The organism is Bacillus sp. MN7755, assembly GCF_054771475.1.
The window spans coordinates 1-22,354 of record NZ_BTRL01000026.1 but is presented as its reverse complement, the minus strand read 5'-3'; the positions used below and the strand labels follow the sequence as shown (position 1 = coordinate 22,354).

At 36.7% G+C, this 22,354-nt stretch carries 22 protein-coding genes and 1 pseudogene; 4 read left to right on the top strand and 19 right to left on the bottom strand.

Annotated features, from left to right (window positions below; translation table 11 throughout):
- Positions 1-101: 101 nt before the first annotated feature.
- From ACYVEC_RS25465 to ACYVEC_RS25435, 7 genes are all read right to left on the bottom strand, one after another.
- Positions 102-542 carry a D-tyrosyl-tRNA(Tyr) deacylase gene (locus ACYVEC_RS25465; RefSeq protein ID WP_063222855.1) on the bottom strand — a complete coding sequence of 147 codons (441 nt, stop codon included), beginning with the start codon at positions 540-542 and terminating at the stop codon, positions 102-104.
- Positions 543-559: 17 nt separating this feature from the next.
- Complete coding sequence (gene relA, locus ACYVEC_RS25460) at positions 560-2,743, bottom strand: GTP diphosphokinase (protein ID WP_063222854.1); 2,184 nt, start codon at positions 2,741-2,743, stop codon at positions 560-562.
- 209 nt (positions 2,744-2,952) lie between these two features.
- Entirely contained in the window at positions 2,953-3,465 is a 513-nt protein-coding gene (locus ACYVEC_RS25455) for an adenine phosphoribosyltransferase (RefSeq protein WP_000346213.1), read from the bottom strand.
- A 47-nt stretch (positions 3,466-3,512) separates the two neighbouring features.
- Positions 3,513-5,852 carry a single-stranded-DNA-specific exonuclease RecJ gene (gene recJ / locus ACYVEC_RS25450; protein ID WP_063222853.1) on the bottom strand — a complete coding sequence of 780 codons (2,340 nt, stop codon included), beginning with the start codon at positions 5,850-5,852 and terminating at the stop codon, positions 3,513-3,515.
- 101 nt (positions 5,853-5,953) lie between these two features.
- Positions 5,954-6,847, bottom strand: coding sequence for a cation diffusion facilitator family transporter (locus ACYVEC_RS25445; RefSeq protein ID WP_063222852.1), 894 nt, complete (start codon positions 6,845-6,847; stop codon positions 5,954-5,956).
- Positions 6,848-7,000: 153 nt separating this feature from the next.
- Positions 7,001-9,265, bottom strand: coding sequence for a protein translocase subunit SecDF (gene secDF, locus ACYVEC_RS25440; protein WP_063222851.1), 2,265 nt, complete (start codon positions 9,263-9,265; stop codon positions 7,001-7,003).
- Positions 9,266-9,535: 270 nt separating this feature from the next.
- Complete coding sequence (locus tag ACYVEC_RS25435; RefSeq protein WP_000884549.1) at positions 9,536-9,820, bottom strand: post-transcriptional regulator; 285 nt, start codon at positions 9,818-9,820, stop codon at positions 9,536-9,538.
- Positions 9,821-10,004: 184 nt separating this feature from the next.
- Here ACYVEC_RS25435 and spoVB point away from each other — a divergent pair, with 184 nt between their 5' ends.
- Positions 10,005-11,564, top strand: coding sequence for a stage V sporulation protein B (spoVB, locus tag ACYVEC_RS25430; protein ID WP_063222850.1), 1,560 nt, complete (start codon positions 10,005-10,007; stop codon positions 11,562-11,564).
- A gap of 29 nt (positions 11,565-11,593) precedes the next feature.
- Here spoVB and ACYVEC_RS25425 read toward each other — a convergent pair whose 3' ends face one another.
- Positions 11,594-12,241: a DUF421 domain-containing protein gene (locus ACYVEC_RS25425; protein ID WP_063222849.1), complete on the bottom strand. Its 648-nt coding sequence runs from the start codon at positions 12,239-12,241 to the stop codon at positions 11,594-11,596.
- Between the two features lie 103 nt (positions 12,242-12,344).
- Here ACYVEC_RS25425 and ACYVEC_RS25420 point away from each other — a divergent pair, with 103 nt between their 5' ends.
- Complete coding sequence (locus ACYVEC_RS25420; protein WP_063222848.1) at positions 12,345-12,728, top strand: TIGR04086 family membrane protein; 384 nt, start codon at positions 12,345-12,347, stop codon at positions 12,726-12,728.
- 36 nt (positions 12,729-12,764) lie between these two features.
- On the opposite strand, the gene yajC is transcribed toward ACYVEC_RS25420, so the two are convergent.
- The 6 genes from yajC to ruvA are packed head-to-tail and all read right to left on the bottom strand — an operon-like array spanning position 12,765 to position 17,098.
- A complete protein-coding gene (gene yajC / locus ACYVEC_RS25415; protein ID WP_063222847.1) occupies positions 12,765-13,025 on the bottom strand; it encodes a preprotein translocase subunit YajC in 261 nt (86 codons plus the stop codon).
- A gap of 27 nt (positions 13,026-13,052) precedes the next feature.
- Positions 13,053-14,192: a tRNA guanosine(34) transglycosylase Tgt gene (gene tgt, locus ACYVEC_RS25410; protein WP_000125368.1), complete on the bottom strand. Its 1,140-nt coding sequence runs from the start codon at positions 14,190-14,192 to the stop codon at positions 13,053-13,055.
- A 12-nt stretch (positions 14,193-14,204) separates the two neighbouring features.
- Complete coding sequence (queA, locus tag ACYVEC_RS25405; protein WP_063222846.1) at positions 14,205-15,257, bottom strand: tRNA preQ1(34) S-adenosylmethionine ribosyltransferase-isomerase QueA; 1,053 nt, start codon at positions 15,255-15,257, stop codon at positions 14,205-14,207.
- 19 nt (positions 15,258-15,276) lie between these two features.
- Positions 15,277-15,477: a DUF2905 domain-containing protein gene (locus tag ACYVEC_RS25400; RefSeq protein WP_000138162.1), complete on the bottom strand. Its 201-nt coding sequence runs from the start codon at positions 15,475-15,477 to the stop codon at positions 15,277-15,279.
- A complete protein-coding gene (gene ruvB, locus ACYVEC_RS25395) occupies positions 15,474-16,475 on the bottom strand; it encodes a Holliday junction branch migration DNA helicase RuvB (RefSeq protein WP_000344450.1) in 1,002 nt (333 codons plus the stop codon). Before ruvB ends, ACYVEC_RS25400 begins: the two co-directional genes overlap by 4 nt.
- 5 nt (positions 16,476-16,480) lie before the next feature.
- Positions 16,481-17,098: a Holliday junction DNA helicase RuvA gene (ruvA, locus tag ACYVEC_RS25390; RefSeq protein WP_060632378.1), complete on the bottom strand. Its 618-nt coding sequence runs from the start codon at positions 17,096-17,098 to the stop codon at positions 16,481-16,483.
- 188 nt (positions 17,099-17,286) lie between these two features.
- On the opposite strand from ruvA, the gene ACYVEC_RS25385 reads away from it, so the two are divergent.
- On the top strand, positions 17,287-18,231 hold the full coding sequence (locus ACYVEC_RS25385) for an iron-hydroxamate ABC transporter substrate-binding protein (RefSeq protein WP_063222845.1): 945 nt from the start codon (positions 17,287-17,289) through the stop codon (positions 18,229-18,231).
- 12 nt (positions 18,232-18,243) lie between these two features.
- Here ACYVEC_RS25385 and ACYVEC_RS25380 read toward each other — a convergent pair whose 3' ends face one another.
- From ACYVEC_RS25380 to ACYVEC_RS25370, 3 genes are all read right to left on the bottom strand, one after another.
- Complete coding sequence (locus ACYVEC_RS25380; RefSeq protein WP_063222844.1) at positions 18,244-18,774, bottom strand: BofC C-terminal domain-containing protein; 531 nt, start codon at positions 18,772-18,774, stop codon at positions 18,244-18,246.
- Positions 18,775-18,894: 120 nt separating this feature from the next.
- Positions 18,895-19,824, bottom strand: a complete 930-nt coding sequence (locus ACYVEC_RS25375; RefSeq protein ID WP_460508938.1) for a DMT family transporter — start codon at positions 19,822-19,824, stop codon at positions 18,895-18,897.
- A gap of 67 nt (positions 19,825-19,891) precedes the next feature.
- Positions 19,892-20,212: an ArsR/SmtB family transcription factor gene (locus ACYVEC_RS25370; RefSeq protein WP_097951217.1), complete on the bottom strand. Its 321-nt coding sequence runs from the start codon at positions 20,210-20,212 to the stop codon at positions 19,892-19,894.
- A 443-nt stretch (positions 20,213-20,655) separates the two neighbouring features.
- Between ACYVEC_RS25370 and ACYVEC_RS25365 the strand changes: the two genes are divergently transcribed.
- Positions 20,656-21,090, top strand: coding sequence for a hypothetical protein (locus ACYVEC_RS25365; RefSeq protein WP_063222841.1), 435 nt, complete (start codon positions 20,656-20,658; stop codon positions 21,088-21,090).
- Positions 21,091-21,122: 32 nt separating this feature from the next.
- Here the strand turns inward: ACYVEC_RS25365 and ACYVEC_RS25360 are convergent, their stop codons facing one another.
- Complete coding sequence (locus ACYVEC_RS25360) at positions 21,123-21,770, bottom strand: YhcN/YlaJ family sporulation lipoprotein (protein ID WP_001093531.1); 648 nt, start codon at positions 21,768-21,770, stop codon at positions 21,123-21,125.
- Between the two features lie 179 nt (positions 21,771-21,949).
- Positions 21,950-22,354: pseudogene (locus ACYVEC_RS25355) on the bottom strand (peptigoglycan-binding protein LysM); the annotation flags it as partial.

Below are 22,354 nucleotides of genomic sequence, written 5' to 3'. Positions count from 1 at the left end.
TACGGGTAGCCCGATTCCCACATATAACAGGATAAATGAACAAAACATACAACAATGTATAAAAAAGAGAGGATTATATAATCCTCTCTTTTTAAGCAACACTATTTACTTTCCACAATTAAGGTCACCGGACCATCATTGATTAAAGAAACATCCATCATTGCTCCAAACTTACCTGTTTCTACATGCAATCCTTGCTTACGAACTTCCTCATTAAAGAAATCATATAAACGCTCCGCATAGTCAGGCTTTGCAGCATCCATAAAGTTTGGACGTCTTCCCTTGCGGCAATCTCCGTATAATGTGAATTGCGAAATTGATAGAACTTGTCCTTCTACATCAAGTACAGAATGGTTCATCTTTCCGCTCTCATCTTCAAAAATACGTAAGTTCGCAATTTTTTCTGCAATGTAAGTTGCATCTTTTTCTGTATCTTCATGCGTAATGCCAACTAGTAATGTTAAACCGAACGGAATTTGTCCTACGATCTCATCGTCTACTGTGACAGACGCTTCTTTTGATCGTTGTAAAACAACTCTCATCTTTTCTACACTCCCTATTAATGCATCATGCGTCGTACTGCATAAATTTCTGGAACACGTTTAATGCGTTCTACTACTTTTTTCAAATGTTGTAAGTTACGAATCGAGATTGACATATTAATTGTCGCCATCTTATTACGGTCACTTCTACCAGAAACAGCTGAAATGTACGTTTTCGTCTCTGTAACAGCTTGCAATACTTCATTCAATAAACCACGGCGATCGTAACCTGAAATTTCAATATCAACGTTATACTCAATTTCTTTTTCAGGGCTACCTTCCCACTCTACTTCTAATAATCGTTCTACAGCTTCTTCTGTATGAACATTTACACAATCACGGCGGTGAATCGATACGCCTCGGCCTTTCGTAATATACCCAACGATATCATCACCCGGTACTGGGTTACAGCATTTTGATAAGCGAATTAATAAATTATCCGCACCACTTACTTTAACGCCAGAATCCCATTTTCGAATTTTCATCGGTTTACGAACTTCTTTAACTTCCACAATTTCTTCTTCTTCACGTTGCTTACGGAACTTGTCCGTTAGTCTCGTAACAATTTGTGACGCTGTAATTCCGCTATATCCAACTGCTGCAAACATATCTTCTTCATTTGCAAAATTGAACTTCTCAGCAACACGTTTTAAATTGTCAGGAGCTAACACTTCTTTCATTTCATACTCTAGACCACGTACTTCTTTTTCAACAAGTTCACGGCCTTTTTCAATATTTTCATCTCTACGTTGCTTCTTAAAGAATTGACGAATTTTATTTTTAGCATGAGATGTTTGAGCAAGTTTTACCCAATCTTGACTTGGCCCATACGAATGTTTCGATGTTAAAATTTCAATGATGTCACCTGTTTTTAATTTATAATCAAGCGTCACCATTTTTCCGTTTACTTTTGCACCAATTGTTTTATTTCCAATTTCCGAATGGACACGATACGCGAAATCAATCGGAACAGATCCAAGTGGTAATTCCATTACATCGCCTTTCGGTGTAAAGACGAATACCATATCAGAGAATAAATCAATTTTTAATGACTCCATAAATTCTTCTGCATTCGAAGCTTCATTTTGCCATTCTAAAATTTGACGGAACCATGTGAGTTTCTTCTCTAATGTACCTGTTGTTTCTGCTGTTTTTCCTTCTTTATACGCCCAGTGTGCCGCGATCCCGAATTCTGCAATTTCGTGCATTTCTTTCGTACGAATTTGCACCTCAAGTGGATCACCTTTCGGCCCAATTACAGTCGTATGAAGAGATTGATATAGATTCGCTTTCGGCATCGCAATATAATCTTTAAAACGACCTGGCATCGGCTTCCAACACGTATGAATAATTCCAAGCACTGCATAACAATCTTTAATACTATTTACAACGACACGTACAGCTAATAAATCGTAAATTTCATTAAACTGCTTGTTTTGCAGTGCCATTTTACGATAAATACTGTAAATATGTTTTGGTCTTCCAGAAATTTCAGGTTGAATTGCAACTTCGTCTAATTTCTCACGAATACCAGTCATTACTTCGTCTAAATACTCTTCACGTTCTGCACGTTTACGCTTCATTAAATTTACAATACGATAATATTGCTGTGGATTTAAATAGCGAAGTGACGTATCCTCTAGCTCCCATTTAATAGTACTAATTCCGAGCCTATGTGCTAAAGGTGCAAAGATTTCTAACGTTTCATTCGCTATGCGACGCTGCTTCTCTTGAGGCAAATGTTTCAATGTACGCATGTTATGAAGACGATCAGCTAGTTTAATTAAAATAACTCGAATATCTTGAGCCATTGCAATAAACATTTTGCGATGGTTTTCTGCTTGTTGTTGCTCATGAGATTTATATTTAATCTTTCCGAGCTTTGTCACACCATCGACAAGCATAGCAATCTCTTTGTTAAATTCCCGTTCAATATCTTCTAGTGTAATCTCTGTATCTTCCACTACATCATGTAAGAAACCTGCTGATACTGTAGCTGGATCCATGTGTAAATCAACTAAAATACCTGCAACTTGAATTGGATGAATAATGTACGGTTCACCCGATTTTCTGTATTGTTCGCTATGCGCATCTCGTGCATATTCATAGGCACGTGCCACTAGCTCAATATCTTCATCCACTAAATATTGACTTGCTTTCTCGAGTACCTGTTCAGCTGTTAGTACCTGCTCATTTGCCATCGAATCACCTTTTATTGAAAATTGACTTTATCTTTATTAAATAGAATAAATTATATTCTATCATTATAACCCAATGATTGTGAATTGTGAAAAGGAAAAGATTTTACTGACATTTCACCATAATTTTTTGTTCAATTATACAAAAGTACCCGCTCCTCTCCAAGAGATTCACGGGTACTTTTTATCACCGTAGTTTTACTATATAGTGATTAGTATTTTTCTAATACTAATACATCGTAACCATCTAACATTTTACGACCATCTAAGTAAGTAAGCTCTACTAAGAATGCAATTCCTGCTACAACTCCGCCTAGTTCTTCAACTAGCTTAATTGTCGCTTCAATTGTTCCACCAGTAGCTAATAGGTCATCTGTAATTAATACGCGTTGACCTGGCTTAATTGCATCTTTATGGATTGTTAAAACATCTTTACCATATTCTTTACCGTAGTCAACTGTAATTACTTCACGTGGTAATTTTCCTAATTTACGAACCGGCGCAAATCCTACTTCTAATGCGTAAGAAACTGGGCAACCGATAATAAAGCCACGAGCTTCTGGTCCTACTACAACATCGATATCTCTATCTTTTGCATACTCAACGATTGCATCTGTTGCTGCTTTGTATGCTTTACCGTCATTCATTAACGGTGTAATGTCTTTAAACACAATACCTTCTTTTGGATAATCCGGTACAATTGCGATATGTTGCTTGAAATCCATATTTCTGAATCCTCCTCAGATCTAAAAGGTTTGTAAATACAAATCCTTTACCCTAACTGTTCTACTTCTTTATGATTACGAATCGTTTCAAACCATGTATATAGTTGCTGATATGTGCTATAAACCAATTCTTTTTCTAATTGTAAGTGGTTCATTTTCTCACGATATGTGTTCGATTCAATTAAATCACGCTTTTGTTTTTTGTCTGCCATAAAAATGACGCCATCTTTTATTGTAACAAATTCTAACTCAAAAAACACCTGTGTCATGAAATTTACTGTATCTTTTGACCAACCTTTATGACGACATAGTTGTTCTCCATATTGTCTTAAAGAAAATGGTGCTTTTTGGCTCAAGAACGAATAGTACCATTTAAAGTGTTCTCTCGTTGGAACAGTACTAAATAAATGATTATTCTCTTGATAAAATAGTGTATAAATTCGCGACGGGAACCCAACTTTAAATAGATCTCGTAATTCATCTGTTCCTTTTGGTAAATCAAGTAACACGATGTATTGATCATTTAACTCAGTTACTTCTGATGCATGCATAATATGCTCTTTATAGTCTTCTAAAGAAAATTTATGCAATACCTCTTCAGAAAAATACACCATTGTTATTTTTTCTTTTGGAAGTTCTGCTAAATTTGATTCTACGTTACGCATACTACGCCAATCAAATAATTGCCATGCGTCTACAGCAATATCTTGTACCATTAATTGCGGCTTCTTAAAATTATTCCATTCATTGATAGACGCTTCCCCTATTACAGATACCTTTGCAACTGGAGAAATTTCTTTCGCATACGCACCAAAACCAAATCCGATTGTATCCAGTGTTGCCTGTCCATCGCGAAGAGCCATTTTCAAATGAGAACCGTCTGATCCGATTGCACGAATACTTTCTAGCTCTGCATCCTTCACTGCAATACGTGGTTTCGGATTTCCAACACCAAACGGCGCCAACTTTTGCATATCTTCAATCGCTGCAAGTGTTACGTCCTCCACTTTACAAAAAGCATCAACAGCTGTAATCGGAATAAAATCTTCTTCTGTTAAAATTACCTCTGCTTGCTCATTTAAGCGACGGCGTAATTCATCTACATCATTCATATGTAGCGTCATTCCCGCTGCCATCGGATGTCCTCCGAAGTGTGGCAATAGCTCTCTACAATCTGACAAGTTTGCAAACAAATCGAATCCTGCAATACTACGTGCTGAACCTTTTGCAGTTTCTTTTACAGGATCAATGCTTAATACAATCGTTGGACGATAAAAACGTTCAACTAATTTAGAAGCAACAATTCCAATTACACCTGGATTCCAGCCTTCTTTTGCAAGCACTAATACTTTATTTTCTTCAGGCGTGAAATTAGTTTCCACTTCAGCGATAGCTTCTTCTGTAATTTGCTTTACAATATCTTTTCGCAGTTTGTTCAGCTCATCAATTTCTTCAGCCAGCTCTTTCGCTTCTTCTGGATCATCTGATAATAAAAGATGTACAGCAGGTGCTGCATCTTCTAAACGGCCAACTGCATTAATACGCGGTGCGATTGAGAAGCCAATACTCTCTTCTGTAATTTCACTTTGTGAAACGTTAGCAACTTTAAATAGCGCCTTTAGTCCGATATTTTTCGTCATACGCATATGTTTTAAGCCGCGTTTCACTAGCAATCTATTCTCACCATGAAGTGATACTAAATCGGCTACCGTACCAATTACCGCAATTTCTAATAAATGTTCTGGTACACGGCCCAGTAGTGCATGCGCAACTTTAAACGCAACACCTACACCAGCTAAATAGTGAAATGGATACACACCGCCATCTAATTTCGGATGAATAATCGCAAGTGCTTCTGGCAATTCTGGTGGTGGCTCATGGTGATCTGTAATAATAAGATCTACTCCAAGCTCCTTCGCTACCTTCGCTTCATGTACTGCTGCGATACCAGTATCGACAGTAATAATTAGCGAGAATCCTGCGCTATGCGCCCAACGAAATGCTTCTTCGTTTGGTCCATAACCTTCTGTAAAACGGTTTGGAATATAAAATTCTACATCTGCACCTAATTCTTGCAAGGCAAGATATAACACAGTCGTACTACTTACTCCGTCCGCATCGTAGTCACCAAATATTAATATTTGCTCTCCATTTTGAATCGCCTTATTTACACGTTCTACCGTTCTATCCATTCCTTCCAATAAAAATGGATCATGAAATTCTTGATTTTCTGTATTTAAAAAATCTAAAATCTTATCTTCAGTATCTAGTCCTCTACCGAGGAATAACGAAACGACAAGTGGTGATAATTGTAATTTACTTGCTAATTCACTCACTCGCTCGCCATTATATTCTTTTTCTTTCCAACGCGTCTTCGGTTGTAACACGAAATCACCCCTTAACCTGTTCATTATACAAGACAGATTAAGGGGTGACAATATAATGCAAACTACGATGCAATATCTATATACTAAAATGTTAATAATGTTTAATTTGGAGAATACGGATTTATATGTACAAATACATTTTGTACGTTATCTTGTTTCATAAGCGTTTCTTTCACATGCTTTCCAATGCGATGCCCTTCTTCTACAGTAATGTACGGATCTACTGAAACTTTAATATCAACAATAACGTAATGACCATGCTCCCTTGCATATAAAGAACCGATTTTTTTCACACCATCTATTTGAAGTACTGCTTCTCTAAGCGGAATAACATCTTCCTCATGAAGAACATGATCAAGCGTTGCATGAATTGCTTCTGCTCCAATACTCCACGCCATTTTTGCAACAAGAAGCGAAACAAATAACCCTGCAATTGGATCAGCATATACAAGCCAATCTAATCCGAACTTACCACCCATAATCGCTGCACAAATACCGATTAAAGCTGCAATTGAAGAAAATACATCCGAACGGTGCTCATATGCATTTGCAATAATTGCATCACTATTTACCCTTTTCCCTAATCGGAATTTATATTGAAACATTCCTTCTTTCACGATAATCGAAAGAACAACAGCAAAAATCGTAATTGCTTTCGGTGGTTCTAGTTCCTGCGAAAAAGCTTTTATAGACGAAATCGCTATCTCGATTCCCACAATAAATAATAATACCGCAACAATAATCGCTGAAATCGATTCCGCTTTACCATGACCATATGGATGATCTTCATCAGGCGGCTGCTTTGCTGCTCGCAATCCAAACAGTACAGCTAGCGAACCAATTACATCTGATGCAGAATGCACGGCATCCGCTAATAGCGCTTTACTGTTCCCAATATAACCAATTACCGCCTTTACAATCGCTAATATAATATTACCAACGATCCCGACAATAGCACCAAACTCGGCCTGTTTAAAACGTTCATCTTTTTCCATAATTAAAATCCCTTCTTTTCTTAACCTATCTTTTTATTGTAACAAAAACAGCGATAACGTCACCACTTTCTTCCATTTTTTCATTTTAAAGTTTCTATCTTATTGTATCCACAAACGAAAAAAGAGATGCCTCATAAAGAGACATCATCTTTTTTATACTTGCGGTTCAGATTCTACTTTCTCAACCTTCTTCTTGTTTTTACCCTTTTTCAAACGACGGTTTTCAAGCATTAACCAAATTTGAGAAGCAACGAAAACAGAAGAGTACGTACCTACAACTAATCCAACAAGTAACGCAAACGAGAAGTTACGTAGTGACTCACTACCGAAGATAAGTAACGCAATTACTGGGAATAACACTGTTAATACGGTGTTAATCGAACGACCAAGTGTTTGGCGAATACTTGCATTTACGATTTCTTCTAAGTCTTTTATATCGCGAACTCGTTTTTTCTGTTTGTATAATTCACGGTTTCTATCAAACGTAACAATTGAGTCATTAATAGAATAACCGATGATTGTTAATACCGCAGCGATAAACGTTAAGTCTACCTCTAACTGGAAAATACTAAATATAACAATCATAACAAATGCGTCATGTAATAATGCAAGTACTGCAGATAATGCGTACGTAAATCGGAATCGAATACTTACGTATAAAATGATAACCGCAGAAGCAATTAATACTGCGATAAATGCATTTCGTGCAATTTCTTTACCGATTGTCGGTGAAACTGTACTCACGTTTGGATCTGTACCGTATTTATCGTGGAAGAATGTTTTTGTTTTTGCAATTTCATCTTTTGATAGAACACCTAATGTACGAACTGCAAATCCTTTATTGTCATCTCCAGTCGGTACAATATTTTCTTCCTTCACTTCAATGTTCAATTCTTTAAAATCTTTATGCACATCAGACACAGTAACTGCTTGTTTTGATTGCAAGTCAATTCGTGTACCACTCGCAAAGTCAATACCAAGATTCAATTTGAAAATTGGTAGTATAATTGCACCTGCAATTACAACTACAATCGAGAAAACAAGGAATTTATGACCGATATTTACGAAGTTAATACGATCAAATCTTGTCGGTGGATGTACTACACCTTTTGTTAATGGAATAATATCCTTTTGTTTCACACCAAAGTATCCTGGTTTTTTATCGAAGTAACGACTCTTTACAAGTAAACTTAGTAAGAAACGAGTACCGAATACGTTCGTAACGAAACCAACTAAAATACTTACGATTAAACTTGTTGCGAATCCTTTTACAGAGCTATTACCATAAACGAATAACACACCAGCTGCTGCAAGAGTCGTAACGTTTGCATCTAAAATTGTTGCTAATGAACGATGGTTACCAGCACGGAACGCTGACATCATTGACTTACCAATTTTCAGTTCTTCTTTCAGTCTCTCGTACGTAATAATATTCGCATCAACTGCGATACCTACCCCGAGCACTAACGCCGCAATACCTGGCAACGTAAGGACTGCATGCATCCAGTTAAAGACAAGTAATGTAACGAAAATGTATAGACCTAACATAATAACCGCTACAATTCCTGGTAAACGGTAGAATACAAGCATAAATAAGAAAATAAGAGCGATACCAATCGCACTAGCGAAAATCGTTTGCTCTAACGCTTGTTGACCAAATTTCGCTCCAACTGATGTTGAATACATTTCTTTTAAATCAACAGGAAGTGCACCTGCATTTAATAAAGATGAAAGTTGTTTCGCACTTTCAACTGTGAAGTTTCCACCTACGATAGATACTTCAGCTTGGTTAAATACTTGACTTACTGTTGCTGCTGATAAGAACTTCGGATTCGGTTTTGCAGATTCTGCTTTATACGAATCTTTTCCTTCTTCAAAATCAAGCCAAATTACCATTAAGTTCGTTGGTGGTGGCATTTTTGAAATTTTTTCAGTTACTTCACGGAATTTTTCAGCGCTTTTTAGTGTAAGACCTACGCTCGCACGCCCTTGCTCATCAAACGTTTGCTTCGCTCCGCCGCCTTTTAAATCCGTTCCATCCATAAGTAGATTGTCATCTACATCACGGAATGTTAATTTTGCTTGCGTTGACAACATCTCACGTGCTTTTTGCTGATCTTGTACACCAGCAAGCTGTACACGAATTCGATCTTGCCCTTCGATTTGAATGTTCGGCTCACTTACACCGAGAACATTGACACGATTTTCAAGAGCACCTACTGTACTTACAAGTGCCTCTCGGTCAATTTTATCACCTTTTTTGGCTGGTTTTACTTCATACAGAATTTCAAAACCACCGCGAAGGTCTAGTCCTAGACTAATTCCTTTTGCTATGTCTTTTCCTGCCGCACCAATTACTCCACCGATTAATAGAACGATGAGGAAAAAGGCGGCAATTCTCGTACCACGCTTTGCCATATGTACCCTCTTTCTGCTACTAACACTTTAAATAAATCTCTTACGATTCACTTTTACACGTGTGCATACGTCTAGTTAGTAGACTTCCTTTCTATAATTTTGCTAGTTCATCACTAGCTGTGTCGGTAAGTTTTTCACAATACCTACACTTTCATTATTTATTTTCTCTCTTCACTACCCCCTTTATATATAATCTTAGACATAATTATTTCCTCATTATCAATACCTATCATTATACTGCAAAAGGAAGAACAAACCAATTGCAGTCGGTTATTTATTTTCATATTCATCAAATGACCAAAGTGGCGCTTGGTACGCTTCAACAGTTAAATATGTCATATACTCATTAGCACTTACTCTTAATACATCATTTACTAATTCATACAATCTAACATCACTGTCTATCTTTTTCCACTTTTTCACTTTGAGAAACTTCCAAATGTCATCATCTGTCACTCGGTCGTAACCGAACATGTGGAACTCTTCTACTTTACTTTCTAAAACGACTTGTAACTGTCCGCGGTATGATTCTACCAAAGCCTCTTTATCTAACATACATAACATCTCCTTCTTATTTCGCACGAAAAGTCGCTTTTAATCCCGCTCTAATGGACAGCAATAACTACTTTCAAGAGCACTATCATACTTTACTCTCTTAAATGCTTGTCATTCTTGTCTCGTACGTGCATATAAATTATTGTAAATCATTCCACTGATTTTGAGAAGGTAGGAGAAGAACATGACGAGACAAAGCTTTTTAAAAGGCGCATTTATTTTAATGATAGCCGGCTTTATTACCAAAATCCTTGGATTTATTAACCGGATTGTAATGGCACGTATTTTAGGAGAAGAAGGCGTTGGCCTTTATATGATGGCCGTTCCTACATTCATTCTAGCAATTACATTAACACAAATCGGCCTTCCTGTCGCAATCGCAAAATTTGTAGCAGAAGCGGAAGCTGTGAACGATAAACAAAGAGTTAAAAAAATATTAACAGTATCATTAGCTGTTACATCCGTTATTAGTATCATTTTAACAATTGGGATTATGCTCCTCACACCTATTTTAGCAAAAACATTATTAACCGATGAGAGAACGTACTATCCATTAATGGCTATTTTACCTGTCGTTCCTGTTATAGCTGTGTCTTCTGTTTTACGCGGTTACTTTCAGGGGAAACAAAATATGAAACCTAGCGCTTACGCCCAAGTCATAGAACAAGTTGTCCGCATTACGATTATTGCTATATGCATTCAATTATTTTTACCTTACGGCGTAGAATATGCAGCAGCCGGCGCTATGTTATCAGCTGTTCTAGGTGAAGTTGCATCATTATTATTTTTACTTACTTTATTCCAGCGTGAAAAACATTTATCTATACGCTCTGGATTTTTCACTACTGTAAAGGAAAGCAAAGGGACATTTTATTCTCTTATGGATATCGCTCTTCCAACTACAGGAAGTCGTTTAATCGGCTCCGTTTCATACTTTTTTGAACCTATTGTCGTTATGCAAAGCTTAGCGATTGCTGGCGTTGCTGCCTCTGTCGCAACCCAGCAATACGGTATATTAAATGGTTATGCCTTCCCGCTCTTATCACTGCCAGCCTTTATTACATATGCTCTTTCTACAGCACTCGTTCCATCTATTAGTGAAGCGATGGCTAAAAGGCAACATAAATTAGTGGAACACCGCTTACAACAAGCACTTCGAATTTCATTAATTACCGGTGGATGGTCTGTCGTTATATTATACGTATTCGCTTCACCTATTTTAACTCTTATGTATGGATCGGATAGTGCAACAGCATTCATCCAGCTTCTTGCACCTTGCTTTTTATTTCATTATTTTCAAAGTCCGCTTACCTCTGTTTTGCAAGCTTTAAATTTAGCACGTGCTGCCATGATGAATACGTTTATTGGTGCCATCGTGAAATTAATCGTTATTTTTGTACTAGCTTCACGGCCAGAGTTTCAAATGATGGGGGTTGCCCTTGCAATTGCAGCAAATATAGTAACAGTAACATTTCTTCATTATGCTACTGTTTTAAAGAAAATTACATTTACCATTTACGCAAAAGACTATATTTTTGGCGGACTTGCCATCGGTATCGCAGGCTCATTCGGTTTTTACCTTCATAAGTATATAATTTTCTCTCATTCACTTGGCATACAAACATTATGGGAAATCACTTTAACAACACTCGTTTATATTGTGCTCCTTTTCATTTTCAAGCTCATTCGAAAAGAAGAGTTAAGTCGTCTACCTATCATTCGAAAACTTTCATTTTTGAAGTAAACAGGCTTACTATTTCATATAGTAAGCCTCTAGTTTTCTTTCAAATCAACAAAAAATTGTCCGTTTTGAAAGCTACAGTATAAAATTTGTGTTACATCGTTATATCCTAAGTTTTTTAATTTTCCAACGAGCCACTCATCTGTATGTTCAATCATTTGCAAATGACTAGATTGAATTTCTCCATCAATAACAAGAGGAAGAGTAAACTGCAATGCATCCTCTTGACCTTTTCGTTTTTGAAAGACAGATAACTTCCCAGACGGTTCTAAAATAGCGTATTCTACATCCCGGATGTCTCCAACTCCCTGTTCCCTTAGTTGCATCATTAAATCATCTATATTATATCGCTGGTTTTTCATCTTTTTTTCGTCAATTTTTCCCGCATTAATAATGATCGCTGGTTCCCCTTCTATTAAATGCCGAAAGCGTTGAAACTTTAAAGAAATGACAGACAAAATGATCTGTATACACATAAGAAAAATCATCGGAACTAATTGATGCCAAAGTGATTTATCGGTATTTTCAATTGCCACTACAGCCATTTCGCCAAGCATAATGAATACGACTAAATCTAATACACTTAATTCTCCTATTTCACGTTTACCCATAAAACGAAAAATAATTAATATAATGATATACAAAAGCATCGTCCGGCCAATTACCGATACCCATTCCATTTCTGCATCTCCTTTTTTACCTATAGATTCCCCTATAAAAAAGAAACTAGTCTAACTTAGGCAAAAGGAAAATATGCTTGTATTAAAAAGGGGGAATGTATAAATGGATGGAACAAAAAAATTATCAACTGCGATTGGCTTCGGTATCGTTACCCTATTAATTCTTGCAACAATTACTAGCATGGTTATGGCTCTTTTATTGAAATTTACAGATATGAACGAAGGGACATTAGCCGTTACTATTTTTATACTAGCTCTTTTATCTATGCTCATATCTGGATTTACCGCCGGCAAGAAAGCCCAAGGAAAAGGTTGGCTAGTAGGATTCACAACAGGACTTACATTCACTATACTTGTTTTTCTAGTTAACTATTTAGGCTTCTCTCAAACTTTATCGAACCCACAGTTACTTTACCAATTAGCATTAATGGGTGCGAGTACACTCGGTGGTATTTTCGGTGTAAATATGTCAAAACAAAACAACTAAAAAAGGCCCTGCACATTTCATGCAGGGCCTTCCTCATTAGTTTTTCACAACTTCACGAATCGCATTGCGATCGAAAGTTAAATGTGAACCACCAGATTTAACAACAATTTTCGTTTCATCTACTGATTCGATTGTACCGTGTAAACCACCGATTGTTACGATAGCATCACCTTTTGATAACTCACTTTGCATTTGAGCAACTGCTTTTTGACGCTTTTGTTGCGGGCGAATTAATAAGAAATAGAAAATCGCAAACATCGCAACGATCATAACGATATTCATCATACCTGGATTCATCTTTTGTTCCTCCTTTTAAATTATGTATTAGAAGTTTTTAGCATTCGGTTTATTAAAGCCATACTGTTCAAAGAACTCTTCGCGGAAATCGCCAAGACGGTCTTCACGAATAGCTTGTCTCACCTGCTCCATTAAGTTTAACAGAAAATGAAGGTTGTGATAAGACGTTAAACGAATTCCGAACGTTTCATCACATTTCATTAAATGACGAATGTACGCGCGAGAGTAATTTTTACATGTGTAGCAATCACAATTTGGATCAAGCGGACCGAAGTCTCTTGCGAATTTCGCATTTTTCACAACAAGGCGACCTTCACTTGTCATACATGTACCATTTCGAGCGATACGAGTTGGAAGTACACAGTCAAACATATCAACACCGCGAATTGCACCATCAATTAATGAGTCAGGAGAACCTACGCCCATTAAGTAACGTGGTTTATCGTCTGGAAGAAGTGGTGTTGTAAACTCAAGGACACGATTCATAATATCCTTTGGTTCACCAACAGATAGACCACCTATAGCATAGCCAGGGAAGTCCATTGAAACAAGATCTTTCGCACTTTGACGACGAAGTTCTTCAAACTCTCCGCCCTGTACAATACCGAATAAACCTTGATCTTGTGGACGTTCATGTGCTTTTAAGCAACGCTCTGCCCAGCGGCTTGTACGTTCTACAGATTTCTTCATATATTCAAAAGTAGCTGGGAATGGTGGACACTCATCAAATGCCATCATAATATCTGAACCTAATGCATTTTGAATTTCCATAGCTTTTTCTGGTGATAAGAATAATTTATCTCCATTCAAGTGATTACGGAAATGAACACCTTCTTCTTCAATACGGCGGAAGTCACTTAAGCTAAATACTTGGAAACCACCAGAGTCTGTTAGAATGGCACGATCCCAGTTCATAAATTTATGCAAACCACCTGCTTCGCGTACAATTTCATGACCTGGACGTAACCATAAATGATACGTATTACTTAAAATAATGCCAGAATCCATTGCTTTTAATTCTTCTGGTGACATTGTCTTAACTGTTGCAAGTGTACCAACTGGCATAAATGTCGGCGTATCAAATGAACCGTGCGGCGTATGTACACGTCCTAAACGGGCACCCGTTTGTTTACAAGTTTTAATAAATTCATAACGAATTGCTGTCATAATTTACTCCTTTTATTTGTTTCCCATTTTAGCGTGAGATGCAACGAACATTGCATCACCGAAGCTAAAGAAACGATATTTTTCTTTTACTGCTTCATTATAAGCATGAAGTACATTATCTCTATTTGCAAATGCACTTACAAGCATGATTAATGTTGATTTCGGTAAATGGAAGTTTGTAATTAAACCATCAATTGCTTTAAATTCATAACCTGGATACATAAAAATGTCTGTCCAGCCAGAAGCAGCACAAAGCTTGCCGTCATGATCTGTCGCAATTGTTTCTAACGTACGAGTTGATGTCGTACCTACCGTAATAATACGCCCACCATTCTCTTTCACACGATTTAATAATGTCGCTGTCTCTTCAGACATATGGTAATATTCTGCGTGCATATGGTGTTCTTCAATCGTATCAGCAGAAACTGGTCTAAATGTTCCAAGCCCTACGTGAAGTGTAATAAATGCTAACTCAACGCCTTTTTGTTTTAATTTCTCCAGTAACTCTTCTGTAAAGTGAAGTCCTGCTGTCGGCGCTGCTGCTGAACCGATTTCTTTCGCATATACCGTTTGATAGCGATCGCGATCTTCTAGCGTCTCTTTAATATATGGAGGAAGTGGCATTTCTCCAAGTTCATCTAAAATTTCATAGAAGATGCCGTCATATGAAAATTCAAGCTGACGTCCACCTTGATCTGCAGTTCCAATACAAGTTGCTTTTAATTTCCCTTCGCCAAAAGAGATAACAGTTCCTTCTTTCACACGTTTCGCTGGCTTAACAAGCGTTTCCCACTTATCACCTTCCTCTTGCTTTAGAAGAAGTACTTCAATGTGCGCGCCTGTATCTTCTTTCACACCGTGCAAACGAGCAGGCATTACTTTCGTTTCATTTAAAACTAAGCAATCCCCCTCATGTAAGTAAGAAAGAATATCCGTAAAATGTTTATGCTCAATATCACCTGTTTCACGGTCTAACACCATTAATCTTGATGTTTCACGATCTTCTAATGGGACTTGTGCAATAAGTTCTTCTGGTAAATGAAAATCAAACAGATTAATATCCATAACTATATCCACCTATTTCTTATTTAAATCGATTTATTATATACATAATAAAAGATAATACAATACTTAACACAATACATGTAATGATAGGAAAATAAAAGGTAACGTTTCCTTTTTTCACAAAAATATCGCCTGGAAGTCTTCCAATGAACTTCCAAGCTAATCCAACAACAATAAGTAAGATACCTGCTGTAATAAGCAATTTTGGCATCTCCGTCATACTTTTGGCATCTCCATTCCGAAATGCTCATATGCAAGTGGCGTTACAATTCGGCCCCTTGGCGTTCGTTGTAAAAAGCCAATTTGTAATAAATATGGCTCATACACATCTTCAATCGTATGAGATTCTTCTCCAATCGTTGCCGAAACCGTTTCTAGTCCAACTGGGCCACCACGGAATTTTTCAATAATACCAAGCAATAATTTATGATCAATATGATCTAGACCCAATTTATCTACTTGCAGTAGTTCTAACGCCATTTGTGTAATTTCCATCGTAACCGTTCCGTTACCACGAACTTGTGCGAAATCACGTACACGTCGTAATAAACGATTCGCAATACGAGGTGTACCACGAGCACGTCTTGCAATTTCTAGTGCGGCTAACGAATCAATTTCAACTTCGAACACTTCTGCTGTACGTTCAACAATTGCAGAAAGCTGATCTACTGTGTAATACTCTAATCTTGAAAGCACACCGAAACGGTCACGAAGCGGCGCTGATAATGCCCCAGCACGTGTTGTCGCTCCAACTAATGTAAATGGCGGTAAATCTAAACGTACAGATCGTGCTGACGGTCCTTTTCCAATTACAATATCAAGGCAGAAGTCTTCCATCGCAGGATATAGTACTTCTTCAATTGATCTATGCAAACGATGAATTTCATCAATAAATAATACATCCCCTGGCTGAAGTGCTGTTAATACAGCTGCTAAATCTCCCGGCCTTTCAATTGCTGGACCTGAAGTAGTTCTAACATTTACGCCCATTTCATTTGCAATAATATTCGCAAGCGTCGTTTTACCAAGACCCGGTGGTCCATATAAAAGCACGTGATCTAACGTTTCCTCACGCATTTTCGCCGCTTCAATAAACACCTCTAAATTATGTTTCGCTTTATCTTGGCCAATATACTGACGGAGCGTCTGTGGCCGTAATGAATATTCTAAATCTGCATCTTCATATGCAGATTCCCCTGAAAGGAGACGTTCGTCCATTATACTCACCTCTTACCATTTAGTAAAAGACTAAGTGCCTTTTTAATATACTGATCCGTCGTTAATGATTCTTTTAATAGCTCTGGTACAACGCGAGAAACTTCTCGTTCCGCATATCCAAGTGCGCGCAGAGCTTCCAGCGCCTCATCAAGCTCAGCCGATGAACCTTTTTTCTCATCAAAACGTTCTGCGTCTGAGAATAAATCAACAAATGCATCTGGCACGACATCAGCTAGTTTTCCTTTTAAATCTAAAATCATTTGGCGCGCTGTTTTCTTTCCGACGCCCGGGAATTTCACTAAAAACTTCTCATCTTCATGTTCAATCGCTTGAACGACCTGTCCTGTTTGACCAGAAGCTAAAATTGCAAGAGCGCCTTTTGGCCCAATACCAGACACACCTAACAACTTTGTAAATAATAAACGCTCTTCACGTGTTTTAAAACCGTAAAGTGCCATAATATCTTCTCTCACATAATGATATGTATAGACACGGATTTCTTGCTTACTTCTTTGAAATACATACGGATTCGGTGTAAAAATTTGATAACCAATTCCATTATGGTCAATTACTACATATTCCGGTCCTACATGCTCCACGTAACCTGTAACATATTCAAACAAAATACGATCTCTCCCTCTTAAATCATGTATTCCATTTTAACATATTTAATGATAGAAAAGCGAGACTGCCCCAACAAATGTTCTCTATTTGAAACTTCTGTTATTTTCCATTGACAGAAAGTGTAAAGCACCTTAATATACAGAGGTCGATAATGATTATCAATACTAATTAAAGGGGTTACATCAGGATGAAACGTAAACTATTTATTTTATTTACTATTATGCTAGTTGTTCTTTCTATCGTTGGCTGTTCTTCTCAAAAAGAAGAATCAAAAGCAAAAGAACAACCGAAAACAAAAGTTGTAAAACATGCTAAAGGGGAATCTACAATTCCAGTAAATCCAAAGAGAATTGTTGACTTATCTGGATCAACAGAAGAATTATTACTTCTTGGACATAAACCTGTTGGTACAGCAAATACATATAAAGATAAAATCCAAAAGCATTTAACAGAAAAACTAGATGGAGTAAAAGCAGTAGGTTGGTACTGGGCACCTAAAGTTGATTTAGAAGCTGTTACTGCTTTAAAACCAGACTTAATTATTTTAAATAATCGTCAATTGAAGATTTATGATCAATTAGAAAAGGTTGCACCGACAGTAGTTCTAGAAACAAACTTAGAAGATTGGCGTGGTAAATTTAAAGAAGTAGGTAAACTATTTGACGAAGAAAAGAAAGCAGACAAATGGATTGCAGACTACGATAAAAAAGCAGATTCTTTATCTAAAAAGATTAAAGAGAAAACAAAAGATGAGAACTTTATGTTCGTCGCAGTTACACCACAAAACTTCCGTGTATACGGTAGCTTCGGGTACGGCGACATCATCTTTAACGACTTAAAACTTCCAGCAACAAAAGGTACAGATTTAAAACAAACGATGGCGCAAGTATCGCTAGAAGGTCTTGTTGCATTCCAACCTGATCAAATGTTTATTGTAAACTTTGGCGGCGAAGCTGATAAGGTTTACGAAGACTACAAAAATAGTGCCGTTTGGAAAGACAATAAAGCAGTAAAAAACAATCATGTATATGAAGTATCAAATGAAATCTTCAATACGAAAGCTTTCAATCCTATCGGAAAAGATATGCTAATTGATGAAATCGCAAAAGAAATTTTAGCTAAAAATAAATAAGAAAAAAGCAGCTCACCATGAGCTGCTTTTTTTCTTATTTTGCACTGCGTATTGCTTCATTTTTTCAATCGTCTTCACAAAACCTTCTTTTGATTTAATGCGAATACCACGCTTCAATTTCGCACGCTCATAACTCTCAAGCTTTTTCATATCAATTTGAAAGAAGGAATGAATCGCATTATCACTTTTCGGTACACCTTTAAAAATTTGTAATATCCCTTCCTCTGACACGCCAAAATAACCGCTAGTCTTTAATAACGGAGAAATATCATCAACTTTCTTTTGTAATACGATTTGTACATCATCACGATCAACGAGCTGCCATTCTTTATACTGCTGTAAAAACTTTTCTAAATCCACCACTTTTTCTGTAAAGATTTCTTCACTTACTTCTCCATCAACATACATACGCTCTAATAAAATTGTAACTTGAGGGTCTTTCTCTGTCACTTTTGGTACTGGCCCTTCCGCCCTCGCACTCGTCTCATAAGCTAAGCAAAATATCATAACGAAAGCTTGTACTGCAATCAGTATCCATTTCATTTCCGTTCACCTCTTTTAGGCAAGATCAAACTTTCATTAGTAGTTTTTCCGGAAATGGGGGTTTTATCCCTAATCCATAGATTGCTCTCATTAAGACTTATAGAGTCCAATGATTTCTACCTATTTTGAAACGTATTGATTACGTGAAAGCTTTTTTATATCTTTATTTGATTGTACCGTCACTATATAAACACCAATTAATACGATTATCATCCCAACTATTTGTTGCCACGTAACAGCTGCTCCATATAAGACAACTGATATACCAGTAGCCACAATAGGAGTTAGATTTAAATACATACTTGCTTTGCTTGCACCTAGCTCTTCTACTCCTTTATTAAACACGATATATCCAACTAACGTCCCACATATGCCCATATACAACATTTCTATCCATCCCTGTAAAGAAAACGTCCCAACCTTTCCCCATCCATCTTCATATAGAGAAAGGCCTGCTAAAAACACAGTACCCAATACCGTCATACTCATTGTAGTTAACAAAGGGGAGACACCACTCATAACTTTTTTTCCTGTTAAGCTATATAACACCCCACAGATTAAAGCAGCTATAAATAAAAAATCCCCCTTATTAAATGACAAAGACATAAGTGTATTCATTGAACCACTTGTAATAACAACTATTACACCGATAAGGGACAAAATTAAACTTATTCCGACTTTTATACTCCAAGACTCTTTAAAAAATAATGTTGCTCCCAATGTTACAAAAACAGGCATTGTAGCAATAATAAGCGATCCATTCAGAGTAGAAGTATAGTTAAGTCCCATAAAGAAAAAAACATTATAGCCAAAAATACCTGTTAACGATACAAAGAACAGCCCTTTCCAATTCTTTAATAACAAACTTGTATTCCACTCAGATTTCATAAAAACTATGCCTATTAAAATACAACCTGCTAAACCAAAACGAATTGTTGCCGCAGTAATCGGTGGAATTTCAGTAATAACATGCTCTGCTGTTGCAAAAGACCCACCCCAAAACAAAGGAACAAATAACATAATTACATACATACGATTTATTCTGTTCATTTTTATTACCCCTTTCACACAAACAAGTTTAAAAGTTTAAACTTGTTTACATGTTAGTTAAAAAAAATTAATAATTTGACTCTATTGCTTGGAGTAAATCCTTCACCTGTTTTAAAAATTCTCCAGCTATTATAGAATAAAAAATTTCTTTTCCATTTCGATTCGCTACAATTAGTTCTGCTTGTCTTAAAATTTTCAAATGATGCGAAACAGCTGGTCTAGAAATCCCCATTCTATCTGTTATTTGCGTTACATTCATCTGTTTGTTTTCTAACAACAGCATAATAATTTGCTGACGATTCTCATCTCCCAACGCCTGAAATATAGGTGTTACGACCTGAAATTTCTCTAATACAACTTCTGTATTTCTACATTCAAAATTCTCCATATCCTATTCATCCCAACCTTTTATATCTAAAAAACATGTAATATATTACCATTAAATAGTAACCCTTTCATATACACTTGTAAATAACTTTATTTTCCGACTTTTATTTCAACAAAAAAGGGAAGATTGGATTCCTCCATTCTTCCCATTATATTCATATAAAATGAAAGACGCCTGCAAAGCAGGCGTCTTGATGCGTTTACGGCGAGAGACCAGGCGACCACATTCGCGTGTTTAGCACTTAAGCATATCTCTCGTCTTACGTAAATTAGCTCATCGCTTTTCTAATATAACATTAATAAAGTATAAGTGCAACATGTTTATAAAAAAAATATTTCCTCTTTCACCCAAACAGAATTTATGTAAGCTATAAATTGATAAATGCAATATATATGTTACAATCAATATAACAGCGAAATCATAATAAACAGGAGATGGATATTGTGAAAAAAATAAAAGATGAGCGTCTTATTCTTCAAACATTAAAAAACGTACGTATTGCCTTCCTTTTTCAATCACTTGGTATAATTGGAATTTTAGGCTATATCGGATTCACTGAAGGAATGGATCAAATTACGAAATCTCCCTTGTGGTTATTATTTATTCTTACAAGTATAGTACTTAGTTATTTACAGTTAAGCGTTTCTATCGATGTAGAAGAAAACGAAAAAGAAATAAAGTTAACTCCTTATTACAAAATTATTTTACGTTCTTTTATTGTAGGAACTATTATAGCCATTATTTATATCATTTTCAGTCCAGAAAGACCTCTGTTTGAAGCTATTCTAACAGGTAGTATTTTCTTCATATGCTTTTTAGCTTCTTACTCCATTAGTTATTTTATTAAAAAGCGTCGTTTACAAGACGACGATGAATAGGAGGAAGGGATCCCCCTTCCTCCTTTATTTTGCTATCGCATAGTACCAGTTAAACCGTAACGAATGTCTCGGAACATATTTGTTATATCGCGATTAAAATCGTTTGTAACTGTACCATTACGTAGGCGTGTACTCATTGCATCGACACGAGTAAACATGTCATTTCTTACAGAGACGTACACATTTCTGTTTCCAACTTCATTTGCAACGGCTTGACGAACTTCGTTTGCAAGTGCCGTTTCATTCGATACTGGATTACGCGGTTTTACTGCAATCGCCACATCGTTTCCATATACAACTGTAGATACGCGGTCTACGTTATTCATACGTTTCACACGATTTGTAATTCTTTCTGCTGTCTTACCATCATTGTTAATGTATGAATTGTTCATTGTAATATTACGAGTTGGATGCGGATTCGCAATTTGACCGTTGTAATTTACATCACGGTAATAATTGTTATATCCTGTATCGTTACGACCATTTCTATATGTTACATAATCTGTATAACGATCGTTACGCGTTACATTATCACGATACTGGTGTGTATCATTATAAGATGTACGTTCGTAATTGTAGTTACGTCCATCCATTGCATTATTATCTTTTGGTGTACCACATGCAGCTAATGCACTGGTAACTAACAAAGAAGCAGCAATCACTTTTACTTTCGTATTCAATACAAAAACCCCCTCTGTTAGAATGAGCTTCTCTTCTGAAAAGCTCCCTCTTATGATGAGTAACAGAGAAGGTTTTTACACTGTTAATATTTCACTGGGGATTTTCTAACATTTGGTGTAAATCTTCCGTTTTCAGAACGAATCTACATACAAAAAAGGTGGGAATAATCCCACCTTTTTTAGACTTCTTCTTCATCCTCTTCTTCTGAAACTGGCTCCCCAAATACATTTGGCGGATCTGGTTGATAATACATCGTTCCAGGCTGTGGTGCATATGCGGATTGAGTTGGTTGATAATATAAAGGATTCGCGTATTGTGGCCCTCCAGGTTGCGGACTATATAGCCTACTCTCTCCCCCGCACCCACAATCTTCCTCTCCTTGCACGAGCGGCGGCATATTATTATCCATTGGCATCATATTTGGATTTGGCATAGACGTATATTGCGGTCCAAACGGCGCCCCTTGCTGATACGGCATTTGATATGGATTTTGTTGTTGATAATAGGGATTCGGCGGCATCATAGGCTGTTGGTATGGCATTTGATATGGCATCATATTCGGTGGTTGATTGTTATCCATGAT